Source organism: Sphingobium sp. RS1 (assembly GCF_056156825.1).
Map to the genome: position 1 here is coordinate 2822805 of NZ_JBLZXE010000002.1, position 12636 is coordinate 2835440.

General features: G+C 64.6%; 10 protein-coding genes. 5 read left to right on the forward strand and 5 right to left on the reverse strand.

Going from position 1 to position 12636, the window contains the following annotated elements:
* Nucleotides 1-53: 53 nt before the first annotated feature.
* A complete protein-coding gene (gene acs / locus ACNHGR_RS15625) occupies nt 54-1997 on the reverse strand; it encodes an acetate--CoA ligase (protein ID WP_475287288.1) in 1944 nt (647 codons plus the stop codon).
* A 184-nt stretch (nt 1998-2181) separates the two neighbouring features.
* Between acs and ACNHGR_RS15630 the strand changes: the two genes are divergently transcribed.
* The gene (locus tag ACNHGR_RS15630) at nt 2182-2853 is read left to right on the forward strand and encodes a glutathione S-transferase family protein (RefSeq protein ID WP_056692359.1); all 672 of its coding nucleotides are present in this window, start codon (nt 2182-2184) and stop codon (nt 2851-2853) included.
* 97 nt (nt 2854-2950) lie between these two features.
* On the opposite strand, the gene ACNHGR_RS15635 is transcribed toward ACNHGR_RS15630, so the two are convergent.
* Entirely contained in the window at nt 2951-4114 is a 1164-nt protein-coding gene (locus ACNHGR_RS15635; RefSeq protein WP_184269131.1) for a GGDEF domain-containing protein, read from the reverse strand.
* A 214-nt stretch (nt 4115-4328) separates the two neighbouring features.
* Entirely contained in the window at nt 4329-5210 is an 882-nt protein-coding gene (locus tag ACNHGR_RS15640; protein ID WP_184269133.1) for a LysR substrate-binding domain-containing protein, read from the reverse strand.
* A 336-nt stretch (nt 5211-5546) separates the two neighbouring features.
* Between ACNHGR_RS15640 and ACNHGR_RS15645 the strand changes: the two genes are divergently transcribed.
* The 4 genes from ACNHGR_RS15645 to ACNHGR_RS15660 all read left to right on the forward strand — a co-directional run bounded on the left by ACNHGR_RS15645 (nt 5547) and on the right by ACNHGR_RS15660 (nt 11348).
* Nucleotides 5547-7841, forward strand: a complete 2295-nt coding sequence (locus ACNHGR_RS15645) for a CDC48 family AAA ATPase (RefSeq protein ID WP_475287290.1) — start codon at nt 5547-5549, stop codon at nt 7839-7841.
* A 150-nt stretch (nt 7842-7991) separates the two neighbouring features.
* Complete coding sequence (locus ACNHGR_RS15650; RefSeq protein WP_184269137.1) at nt 7992-8636, forward strand: methyltransferase domain-containing protein; 645 nt, start codon at nt 7992-7994, stop codon at nt 8634-8636.
* A 112-nt stretch (nt 8637-8748) separates the two neighbouring features.
* Nucleotides 8749-9849: a helix-turn-helix transcriptional regulator gene (locus tag ACNHGR_RS15655; protein ID WP_475287293.1), complete on the forward strand. Its 1101-nt coding sequence runs from the start codon at nt 8749-8751 to the stop codon at nt 9847-9849.
* Between the two features lie 233 nt (nt 9850-10082).
* On the forward strand, nt 10083-11348 hold the full coding sequence (locus ACNHGR_RS15660) for a glutamate-5-semialdehyde dehydrogenase (protein WP_475287295.1): 1266 nt from the start codon (nt 10083-10085) through the stop codon (nt 11346-11348).
* Nucleotides 11349-11499: 151 nt separating this feature from the next.
* Here the strand turns inward: ACNHGR_RS15660 and kdsA are convergent, their stop codons facing one another.
* Both kdsA and ACNHGR_RS15670 read right to left on the reverse strand, forming a co-directional pair.
* Nucleotides 11500-12330 carry a 3-deoxy-8-phosphooctulonate synthase gene (gene kdsA / locus ACNHGR_RS15665; protein WP_184269143.1) on the reverse strand — a complete coding sequence of 277 codons (831 nt, stop codon included), beginning with the start codon at nt 12328-12330 and terminating at the stop codon, nt 11500-11502.
* 5 nt (nt 12331-12335) lie between these two features.
* A complete protein-coding gene (locus tag ACNHGR_RS15670) occupies nt 12336-12629 on the reverse strand; it encodes a hypothetical protein (protein ID WP_184269145.1) in 294 nt (97 codons plus the stop codon).
* Nucleotides 12630-12636: the final 7 nt, after the last annotated feature.

Consider the following 12636-nt stretch of genomic DNA (forward strand, 5'->3'; position numbering starts at 1 on the left):
GACGGCGATGGCCCTATGTCCAACGGATCGCACCGTAATGCGATCCCCTCTGCCTACTTCTGACGATTGGCGACCAGATTTTCCACCACCGACGGGTCGGCCAGCGTGCTGGTGTCGCCGAGCGCCTGCGGGGAGACTTCGCCCTCCGCAATCTTGCGCAGGATGCGGCGCATGATCTTGCCCGACCGGGTCTTGGGCAGGCCCGGCGCGAACTGGATGACGTCCGGGGTCGCGATCGGTCCGATTTCGGTGCGGACCCATGCCACCAGCGCCTTGCGCAACTCGTCGGTAGCTTCCTCGCCGCTGTTCAGCGTCACATAGGCATAGATGCCCTGCCCCTTGATGTCGTGAGGGAAGCCGACGACCGCCGCCTCCGCCACACTTTCATGCAGCACCAGCGCGCTTTCGACCTCGGCCGTGCCCATGCGGTGACCCGACACGTTGATGACGTCGTCTACCCGGCCTGTGATCCAGTAATAGCCGTCGGCATCGCGCCGTGCGCCGTCGCCGGTGGTATATTTGCCGGGGAAGGTGGTGAAATAGGTCTGGAAGAAGCGATCATGGTCGCCCCAGACGGTGCGCATCTGCCCCGGCCAGCTTTGCGCGACGACCAGGTTGCCCTCGGTCGCGCCGTCCAGCACCTTGCCTTCGCCATCGACGATCTGCGGCACGACGCCGGGCATGGGGAAGGTGGCGGAGCCGGGCTTGAGGTCGGTGGCGCCCGGCGTCGGGGCGATCATCGCGCCGCCGGTTTCGGTCTGCCACCAGGTGTCGATGATCGGGCAGCGACCTTCACCGACCACGCCATGATACCAGCGCCAGGCTTCCGGATTGATCGGCTCGCCCACCGTGCCGAGCAGGCGGAGCGAGGCGCGGCTGGTCCGCGTGACGAAATCATCGCCTTCCTTCATCAGCGCGCGCAGCGCCGTGGGGGCGGTGAAGAGGGTCTGCACCTGATGCCGGTCGACCACCTCCCAGATGCGGCTGGCTGTCGGGTAGTTGGGCACGCCTTCATACATCAGGGTGGTCGCGCCGTTGGCCAGCGGGCCATAGACGATATAGCTGTGCCCCGTGACCCAGCCGATATCGGCCGCGCACCAGTATATGTCGCCGGGGCGATAATCGAAGCAGAGTTCGTGCGTCAGCGCCGCCCACAGCAGATAGCCGCCGGTGGTATGCAGCACGCCCTTGGGCTTGCCGGTGGAGCCGGAGGTGTAAAGGATGAAGAGCGGATCTTCGGCCTGCATCGGTTCGGCCGGGCAATCGGCATCGACGCGCGCGGCCGCTTCATGCAGCCAGATGTCGCGCCCGTCCTGCATGGCGATCGCGCCGCCTGTCGCCTGCACCACCACGACCGACCTGACGCCGGGGCATTCCTTCAGCGCGGCATCGACATTGGCCTTGAGCGGTACCTTCCTGCCCGCGCGGCGACCTTCGTCGGCGGTGATGACCAGGGTCGAATCGCAGTCGATGATACGGCCGGCGAGCGCTTCGGGCGAAAAGCCCCCGAACACGACGCTGTGGATTGCGCCGATCCGCGCACAGGCGAGCAGGGCAAAGGCCGCCTCCGGGATCATCGGCATATAGACGGTGATGCGGTCGCCCTTTTTCGCGCCGGCGCCCTTCAGCACATTGGCGAAGCGGCAGACCTGCTCATGGACCTGCCGGTAGGTGTAGCGGCGCGGCTCTTCCTCGGGCGAATCGGGTTCCCACAGGATCGCGGTCTGGTCCGCCCGCTCGACCAGATGGCGGTCGATGCAATTGATGCTGACGTTCAGCACGCCGTCGGCGAACCATCGCACGCCGAAATCAGCTTCGTGGAAGCTGCTTTCATTGCTTTTCGTCGGCGGGGTGATCCAGTCCAGCCGTTGCGCCCGCTCCAGCCAATAGCCATGGGCGTCATCGATCGACCGTGCATAGTCGGCTTCGCGGGCGGCCCGGTCCAGCAGTGCGCCCTTGGCCCATTCCTCCGGTACCGGGAAGAAATCGTCAGACATCGGGCATCCTTTCCATCACGAAACCATTATTGCTGTCTCTTCTATCGCGCGCCCGACGCGACCGAAAGGCCGGACCATGCCGTATCTTGCCATCCCTTTGGACAATATCACCGCGTCACGAAGCTATGCTGACCGCATTTTGCCGCTTTCCCCGGCGCGCGCCCGCGCCTAACAGGGATCGTCTATGTGGTTGCTCTATCAATTCCCGCTCTGCCCCTTTTCCCGCAAGGTCCGGCTTCTCCTGGGTGAGAAGGGGATCGGCTACGACCTGGTGCGTGAATCGCCCTGGGCGATGCGCGACGAGTTTCTGGATCTGAACCCGGCCGGGACCACGCCGGTGATGGCGGATGCGGAAAAGGGCGTGACGCTGATCGACAGCCAGGCGATCTGCGAATATTTCGAGGAGACGGTGGAAAAAGTGCCGCTGATCTCCGGCACCGCCGCCGGGCGGGCCGAGGTGCGACGCCTTACCGCCTTTTTCGACCAGAATTTCTATGGCGATGTGGTCGGCCCGCTGCTGCACGAGCGGATGAAGAAAAGGCTGATCGAGCGCGCGCCGCCCGATGCGCGCATCCTGCGCGAGGCGATGAAGCGCGCCAATGTCCATATGGATTATATGGACTATCTGCTCGACCATCGCAGTTGGATGGCGGGCGGGACGCTGAGCCTGGCCGACATCGCGGCGGCGGCGCATCTGTCGGTGGCCGACTATCTGGGCGGGATCGACTGGCAGGGGCATGAACCGGTCCGGCGCTGGTATGCCGGCTTCAAATCGCGCCCCTCCTTCCGCCCCTTATTGTCGGAGCGGATGGAGGTCATCACCCCGCCGGCCCATTATGAAAAGCCGGATTTCTGAGTAAAATCGGAATTTCGTCATTGCGAGCGCAGCGAAGCAATCCATGTCGCGTCAGATGGATTGCTTCGCTGCGCTCGCAATGACGGACTAGGGTTGTTCAATCTACCTCGGCCGCGAGGTAGACGCGGTTGCGGCCATGTTCCTTGGCGAGGTAGAGAGCGCGGTCGGCGGCCTTGAGCGCGCCGCGCGGGTCGTCATAAGCCAGTACATTGGCGACGCCGGCGGAAAAGCTGACCCGGTCCATCCGCTCGCCATTGGTGCGGTTGACCAGGCTGCGATTGGCCAGATCCTCGCGCACGCTGTCCACCACTTCGCAGGCTTCGGCGGCCGTCTTGCCGCGGAACAGCATGACGAATTCCTCGCCGCCATGCCGCGCCACATGGCAGCGGTCGTTGGATGCCTTGGCCAGCAGGCCAGCGACGAATTTCAGTACCCGGTCGCCCGTGTCATGGCCATGGGTGTCGTTGATATGCTTGAAATGGTCGATGTCGCAGAAGGCGACCGAGAGCGTTTCGCCATTGCCCTGTGCCTGCTCCATTTCCTCGCGCAGCACGCCTTCGAAGGCGCGGCGATTGGGCAGGCCGGTCAGATGGTCATGTTCGGCGGCGCGGCGGGCATTTTCCAGGCTCGACTTGAGCGCCTGCGTCTGTTTCTGGTTCTCGCGCAGCTGGCTTTCGACCTGGCGGGTCTTTTCCACCATCGACCGGGTCAGGCCGACCAGACGGGCCAGTACCGGCTCATTGTCGCGGCCTTCGCCCAGATCCTTGGCCTGTTCCTGCAATGCTGCGCCATAATCCTTGGCGCTGTTGCGCGATTCATGCATCAGGCCCGTAAACTGGGTGAGGTTTTCCTCCACCTTGTCCAGCATGGAGGCCAGCGATTCGGGCGTGACTTCGTCGGCGCGCTGTTCTGCCGCGATCGTTTCGATCCAGCTGTTAGTGATCTTGCCGCGTTCCATCATCACGGCTTTGATCGCCTTTTCGACGCCGATATTTGCGCCGGTCAGATAGTCCAGCGCGACGCTGAAGTTGATCGGCGTCAGATCGAGATCATGGGCGAAGAGAAAGTCGCCAATGTCGCTGTAGAGCTGTTTGCGGCGATTAATCTCGCGGTTGGAGGCGGTGCCGCTGCGCGGCCGCTGCTCTTCTTCGTCTTCGACGACACCCTCCTCGGATTTGCCGGAAAACCCCCTGGCCCAACGTGCCAGACGATCGGTCAGCCCATGTTGTGGGCTCGCGGAAGATGGTTGTGCCCCGTTCATGGCCTTCATAACGGCCGGCGCGAAACAAGGTTAAGGGGCTGGCAGCGAAATAATCGGAGTCAGAGACTGTTTGAGAAATCGCGAAAGAGCGCTTTCTGATACGGCACCAGCCCGCTCCCCCACCCGGCCACCCAACGGCAATATTCTATGGGTGGCCGGGTGGGGAGAGGGCCGGTGCCGGAATGCGCCGGATGGCGCATTCTCAAACAGTCTCTCAGATGTCCGCGCTGACCAGCCAGTCGCGGAAAATGCGCACGGCGCGGGTCTGGAGCGCGCGTGGGCGGCAGACGAAGAAATAGCGATAGGGGCTATCGACATGGATCGGGAACAACCGCACCAGCCGTGGATCATGCGATTGTTCATAGTGGCTGGCGTGCATCACCGCGACGCCCAGCCCCTGTGCGGCGGCCTCCAGCATCAGCTGGCCCGAATCATAATTGTCCACCGCCAGCGGTTGCAGGTCGGGCAGGCCCGCCGCTTCCTTCCAGGCGTCGAAGGACAGCGCCATGTCGCGGTGAAGCAGCACGGTCTGCTGCGCCAGTTCCTCCGGCGAGGTAAGGGCATGCGGCCCTTCCAGCAATTCGCGCCGACCGATCAGATAGACCTGCTCATGGTCCAGTTCATGCGCATAGAGGGCCGAATCGATATCCTTGGCCATCAGCACGATCGCCGCATCCAGCCCTTCGCCCAGCCGCGCAACGGCGTGAGGCGTGGTTTCGATGTCGATATGCAGCTGCGGATGCTGTTTGCGCAGATTGCCCAGATGCGGGAAAAGCCGCTGGGTCGCGAACAGCGGCATGACAGCCAGTCGCAGGCGCAACTGATTGCCCCCGCTCTGGATATTTTCCAGCGCCTGACTGAGCGAATCGAGCGCGGGGGCGATGTCGTCTAGCAGTCGCTGCCCTTCGGCATTGATCTCCAGCGCCTGATGCTTGCGGTCGAACAGGGGGCGGCCGATGAAGCGCTCCAGCGCCTGAACGCGGCGGCTGAGCGCCGGAGTCGAAAGCGCGAGTTCCTCGGCAGCCGCCTTGACGGACCCCAGGCGGGCAACCTGAACAAAGGCCTCCAGGGCCGTAAGGGGCGGCAATCTGCGCATATCTCGTCAATGTCTATGCCGGTGCGCTGCGCCGCGTCATTGATTATTGTCGTGCGCTGCGCGAACCGGGGTCCAAGCATCCTCTCCCTACAGAGCAGGAAAATAGGCCGGATGGCAAGATGCAATTTTTGCAACTCGGCGATTCTTTTCGCACTTGCAAAAAATCATGCCGCACTGCACATAGGGAGTGCCTTTCAGGCATCCTCTCCTAAAAACTTTCAGGGCTGGTCTTGCGACCGGCCCTTTTTTTTGGTCGCGCTGTCCGAAGCCTTGCCCCTTTTTCCCCGCCCCGGTGTTTCCTACATCGTTACGGAACGACAAAGACGGGGATGATGCGTGGCCGATCAGGAACAGGAAGGGCGCCGCATTCAGGTCGCCAATGCGCGGCCGGAAGATGCCGGGCGCGGTCTGGCGCGCTTGCCGCTGACCGTGATGGCGCAATTGGAACTGGCCGAGGGCGACGTCATAGAGATCGTCGGCAAGCGCGCCACGCCGGCGCGGGTGGTGCGCCCGTACAAGGAGGATGAAGGGCTCGACGTGCTCCGCCTCGACGGGTTGCAGCGTGCCAATGCCGGTGTGGGATCGGGCGACTTCGTGCAGATCATGAAGGTCGAACCGCGCCCCGCCCAGCGGGTCGTGTTCGCACCCGCACAAAATAATTTGCGGCTCCAGGGCAATCCCGATGCACTGAAGCGGGTCTTCTACCAGCGGCCGCTGACCGCCGGCGATGTCGTCGCCACCGCCGGGCAGCAGCAGGTGCCGCCGAACGACATGCCGCCGCAATTGCGTCAGATGCTCGCAGCGCCGGCCTATGCCTTGCAGGAAATCCGCCTCGTCGTCGTGTCTACCGTGCCCAAGGGCATGGTCCATATCGACACTGAAACCGAAGTCGAGCTGCGCGCCGAATATGAGGAGCCGCGCGAATCGCGCCGCGCCGACGTGACCTATGACGATGTAGGCGGCATGGCGGACGCGATCGACCAGTTGCGCGAGATGGTGGAATTGCCGCTGCGCTATCCCGAATTGTTCACGCGGCTGGGCGTCGATCCGCCCAAGGGCGTGCTGCTGCACGGCCCGCCGGGGACCGGCAAGACAAGGCTGGCCCGCGCGGTCGCCAATGAATCGGACGCCGAATTCTTCCTCATCAACGGGCCGGAGATCATGGGCTCCGCCTATGGCGAGTCCGAAAAGCAGCTGCGTGAGATATTCGAGGCGGCGGCCAAGTCCGCGCCGTCGATCCTGTTCATCGACGAGATCGATTCGATCGCGCCCAAGCGCGGCAATGTGACCGGCGAGACGGAAAAGCGGCTCGTCGCGCAACTGCTGACGCTGATGGATGGGCTGGAGCCACGCACCAATCTGGTGGTGATCGCCGCCACCAACCGGCCCGAAGCGATTGACGAGGCACTGCGGCGGCCCGGTCGCTTCGACCGCGAGATTATCGTCGGCGTGCCCGACGAGCGCGGGCGGCGCGAGATATTGGGCATCCACACCCGCGGCATGCCGCTGGGCGACAAGGTCGACCTCGCCGAACTGGCGCGCATGACCTATGGCTTTGTCGGCGCGGACCTTGCCGCGCTGACCCGCGAGGCGGCGATCGAGACGGTGCGCCGCTTCATGCCGCGCCTGAACCTGGAGGACGGGACGATCCCGCCCGACGTGCTGGAGGAATTGTCCGTCACGCGGGAGGATTTCCTGTCCGCGATCAAGCGGGTCCAGCCGTCGGCCATGCGCGAAGTGATGGTGCAGGCGCCCAATATCGGCTGGGCCGATATTGGCGGGCTGGACGATGCGCAGATGCGCCTGAAGGAAGGGGTCGAACTGCCGCTGAAAGACCCCGACGCCTTCCGCCGCATCGGCATTCGCCCGGCCAAGGGCTTTCTGCTCTACGGCCCACCCGGCACCGGCAAGACCCTGCTGGCAAAGGCGGTCGCGCGGGAAGCGCAGGCCAATTTCATCGCCACCAAGTCGAGCGACCTTCTGTCCAAATGGTATGGCGAGAGCGAGCAGCAGATTGCTCGCCTGTTCGCCCGCGCGCGGCAGGTGGCGCCGACCGTGATCTTCATCGACGAACTGGACAGTCTGGTCCCCGCGCGCGGCGGTGGCCTTGGCGAACCGGCGGTGACGGAGCGGGTGGTGAACACCATCCTCGCCGAGATGGACGGGCTGGAGGAATTGCAATCCGTCGTCGTCATCGGCGCGACCAACCGGCCGACGCTGATCGACCCGGCCTTGTTGCGGCCCGGTCGCTTCGATGAGCTCATCTATGTGCCGGTCCCCGACGAAGCGGGGCGGCGGCGCATATTGGGCATCCATACCGGCAAGATGCCGCTGGCCGACGATGTCGATCTGGACCGGCTGGCGGCGCAGACCGAGCGGTTCACCGGCGCCGATCTGGAGGATCTGGTCCGCCGCGCCGGCCTGTTCGCGCTGCGCCAGTCGCTGTCGGTCGACAAGGTCGGGCAGGCGCATTTCGAGGCTGCGCTGGAGGACACCCGTGCCTCCGTCACGCCGGAGATGGAACGCGAATATGAGCAGATCCAGTCGCAGCTGAAACAGCGGGCGATGCAGGTCGATCCGATCGGCTTCATCGCGCCGGGCATGGTGCGGTCGCGCGATCGGGCGGATTGATTGCGGTGTGAGAAGCGGGCGGTGGTGGGCCGGGGACAGAATGAACCCTTCCGCCGCCGCCCGCGTTCATGACAGGCATGTTGCAAAGCCGCTTGCCAGCAAGGTCGGGATTTGCAAGGCGTTCTGGATGATTCACACAGGCGGATGTTGATGGCCTCCATTCCATTGAAGAAGACCAAGAAGGCCAAGGCGGGCGCAGGGAAGCCCGGCTTTTTCAGCCAGTGGGGCATGTTCTTCCGCCAGTTCGTCAAGCATCCCGGCATGATCGGTTCGGTCATCCCGTCCTCCGCGACGCTGGTGGATCGGATGCTGGATCAGGTCGATTGGCAGGGGACACGGCTGTTCGTGGAATATGGGCCGGGCGTCGGTACTTTTACCCGGCCGATCCTCGACCGGTTGCCGGCCGACGCCACATTGCTGGCAATCGACCTCAATCTCGATTTCGTCGCCTATCTGGAGGCGGAGATTGACGATCCGCGTCTGCGCGTCGTCCATGGCTCGGCCGCCGATGTGCGCCGCTTCATCAAGGAAGCGGGCTATTATCAGGCGGACTATGTGCTGTCGGGTATTCCTTTTTCGACCCTGCCCGATGGTGTGGCCGACATGATCTGTGCCGAAACGCGCAAGGCGCTGCGGCCCGGCGGCGCCTTCCTCATCTACCAATATTCCCGCTATGTCCTGCGTCACCTCGCGCCGTTCTTCGACAATGTCAGCGACGCGCTGGAATGGCGCAACATCCCGCCCTGCCGCATGATTTGCGCGGTGCGGGAGGAGGAACTGGCCCAGGCGGCCTGATTTGTCCTGATATAGATCAATATATGGGCTGGATTCAGGGCTCTGCTGCTGTGCCCGTTTGACTTCCCCCCGCCTTTGGATCAGGCGAATTGAGGGCATGGGGGAATGAAGCATGGCGACTCGCGCCAAGGCGGATGCGGAATGGGCGGACCTGTTCCTGTCCGCCGCACTGGAACCGGAAAAATGGGACGCGGCGATACAGGCGATGGCCCGCGCGACCGGATCGGGGCATGGCCAGATGATCGGCTTCGGGCCGGGCGCCTGGGGCTTCAACTGGATCAGCGATATCGACGCCAGCATCGTGCCGAAGGGCGCGGCGATCGACCAGGCCAAGCCCGATCTCAATTTTCGCATCGCCGCCGACCGGTTGCCGGATCGGCCGGCCGTAGTGCATGAGGCCCATTATGACATGGCCCGCCCGACGCTCCGATCGGATGACTATCTCGACCTCTGTTCGGATTTCGACATTTTCGACGGTTGCCAGACCCGGTTGATCGGCAATGCCGACCAGATGGTCGGGCTGGCGCTGCTGCGCAACGGCAAGGATGGCCGGACCAGCCAGGAACAGCGCGACATTTTCGCCCAGGTAGCAGGCCATGCCCGGTCCGCGGTGCGGTTGCAGCAGGCGATCGAACAGCAGGGCTTTGCGCTTCTGTCCGGCACGTTCGAGACGATGGACCGGGCCTGCTGGCTGCTCGATTCGACTGGCCGGGTCGGGGGGATGACCCCGCGCGCCGAAACATTGCTGTCCACCAGCCGCATCCATGTCAGCGACGGCTGGCTGGCGAGCGACCGCGCGGACGAGACGCGCGCCATCCTTCGGGCGATGCGCAGCGTCATCGAACCGCCCGGCCGCACTGCCGATCCGGTGGCGCTGGCGGACGAGGCCGGCGGCGTGGCGATCATGCTGGAATTCCACCCGCTGCCGGTGCGGCCCTGGGCGCTGCCCTTCGCCCCGCGCGCGATCGTCGTCGCACGGGTGGGAGAGCCGACCGACCGCCATGTGCAATTGCTGACCTGCACCTTCCGCCTGACCCCGGCGGAGGCGGATATCGCCATCCGGCTGGCGGCGGGGCAGTCTCGCAAGGATATCGCGACGGCGCGGGGCGTGTCGGTCGAAACGCTCAAGGTCCAGCTGCGCAGCATATATGACAAGACCGGCTGCAACCGGGAATCGCAGCTTGTCCGGATCGTCGGCCTCATCAGCCACTGATCGCATGGGATTTTTCTGGTCCTTACCCCGGTTGGGGTATGTGGCGCACCGACCGAATCGCTAGACGGGGGGCGGGGCGGACTTGCTCTGCCTGCCGACGACCGGATCATATTGCGACCCATGGTTCGGTCGTCGGCACTCTCCTCTCTTTCCGTTACGCTCCAGAGCGTCCACGCCTTTCGTTACGGCGTGCTTTCATGCTAAGGCGCGGCCAAATTCGGCCGAGAGTGTCCATGAACGACCTGACCCAGACTCCCGAAATGCTGATCGCGACGATGGGCGCTCGTGCGCGCCGCGCCGCTGCGATCATCGCGCAGGCGAGCGACGCGCAGAAGGCGGACGCGCTGCGCCGCGCCGCGCAGGCGCTGCGGGATCAGGCGCCGGCGATCATCGCCGCCAATGCCCGCGACATGGACAATGCGATGGCTAACGGCCTGTCGCCCGCCATGCTCGACCGGCTGAAGCTGAACGAGGATCGCGTCGCGGCCACGGCCGACGGGGTCGATCAGGTGGCGGCGCTCGCCAATCCGCTGGGCAGCGTGATCGACACGTCGGTGCGGCCCAACGGGCTGGAGCTCAGCCGGGTGCGCGTGCCTCTGGGCGTGATCGGCATCATCTATGAAAGCCGCCCCAATGTGACGGCCGATGCCGCTGCCCTGTGCCTGCGCGCGGGCAATGCCGTGATCCTGCGCGGCGGCAGCGAGGCGAAGGAAAGCAATCGCGCGATTCATGCCGCCATCGTGGACGGCATCGTCGCCGCCGGCCTGCCCGCCGAAGTCGTGCAACTGGTGCCCACCACCGATCGCGCGGCGGTGGGTGCGCTGCTCAAGGCGTCGGAATTTGTCGATCTGATCGTGCCGCGCGGCGGCAAGAGCCTGGTCGCGCGGGTGCAGGAGGAAGCGCGGGTGCCCGTGCTCGCCCATCTGGACGGCATCAACCACAGCTATGTCGATGGCGCGGCGGACCCTGCCATGGCGCAGGCGCTGGTGGTCAATGCCAAGATGCGCCGCACCGGCGTATGCGGTTCGACCGAAACGGTGTTGATCGACCGCGCCTATGGGGCGGCACCGGCGCTGATCGCTGCGCTTCTGGACGCCGGATGCGCCGTGCGCGGCGACGATGCGGTGCAGGCGATGGACGCGCGCGTCACGGCGGCGAGCGAAGAGGATTGGGATACCGAATATCTCGACGCGATCGTCTCGGTCCGGCTGGTCGATGGCGTGGCGGATGCGATCGCCCATATCGCCGCCCATGCCAGCCATCATACCGATGCGATCATCACCGAGGATGCAGCGACGGCGGAGCATTTCCTGAACGCCGTCGACAGCGCGATCGTGATGTGGAACGCCTCCACCCAGTTCGCCGATGGCGGCGAGTTCGGGCTGGGCGCGGAAATCGGTATTTCGACCGGCCGGTTGCATGCGCGCGGCCCGGTGGCGTTGGAAGGGCTGACCACCTACAAGTGGATCGTGCGCGGCCGGGGCCAGACGCGGCCCTGACAGGGATGTGGCCTGACAACTCTGTCCTACACGGGCCTTTTCTGCGATGTTCGAACCTGTGATGCGCGGGCCTGACTTTCCGATAGGATCAGACCCAAGCAACGATATGTCGCAATGTGCGGGAAAAGTGCGAAGTTAAGCCCGGATTTTCCTATCCGGCCTTCACCACCGCGTCGATCGCGACCAGCTTCTCCAGCATCGGCCCGACCCAGTCGAGCGGCAGCATCACCGGGCCGTCGGACGGGGCATTGTCGGGATCGTCATGGGCTTCGGCAAAGATTGCCGCGACCCCGGCCGCCACCGCGCTGCGGGCGAGCAGGGGGGCAAATTCGCGCTGCCCGCCCGAGGCGGAGCCAAGGCCGCCGGGCTGCTGCACCGAATGGGTGGCATCGAACACGACCGGATAGCCGGTCTGCGCCATGGTCGGCAGCGCCCGCATGTCGCTGACCAGCGTGTTATAGCCGAAGCTGGCGCCGCGCTCGGTCAGCAATATGCGCTCGTTTCCGGTAGAGGCGACCTTCTGCGCCACCGCCGCCATATCCCAAGGGGCGAGGAACTGGCCCTTCTTGACGTTGATGACCGCGCCGGTCCGCCCCGCTGCGATCAGCAGGTCGGTCTGGCGGCAGAGAAAGGCCGGAATCTGGAGGATATCGACCGCCTGCGCCGCCGCTTCCACCTGTTCGGGGCCGTGAATGTCAGTCAGCACCGGGCAGCCCAGTGTCGCCTTTACCTCGGCCAGGATCGCCAGCCCCGCATCGATGCCGACGCCGCGCCGGCCCGATACCGAAGTCCGGTTCGCCTTGTCGAAGCTGCTCTTGAAAATGAAGGGCACACCCGCTGCCGCTGCCGCCTTCGCCAGAGCCTCCGCCATGAATAGCGCATGGTCGCGACTTTCGATCTGGCAGGGCCCGGAAATCAGGACGAAGGGCAGGTCGTTGCCGAAACTGATCGGGCCGACCTTCACATGCTTGCTGTCTGTCATGCCGCTCACTTGGGCGCTTTGGCGAAGCGGCGCAACAGCTGACCGCGCCACAGCCCCTTGCCCGGATGATAGTTCCAGCAGAACCAGCCGAAGGTCAGGCAGGCGAGCAGCGCAGGCAGCGCCATCGGATCGCCATTGGCCTTCATATGGCGGTAGAAGGTCATGTCGGCCCGCCACCGGTCCCGTTCGCCGCCGCCGCCATTGATGCCGTACATATTGTCATGTTTGCGGCAACCGACATTGCGGTTGTATTTGCGGTGGTCGATGAAATAGCAATAGTCGCGTTCGGATATACTCATGGATCCG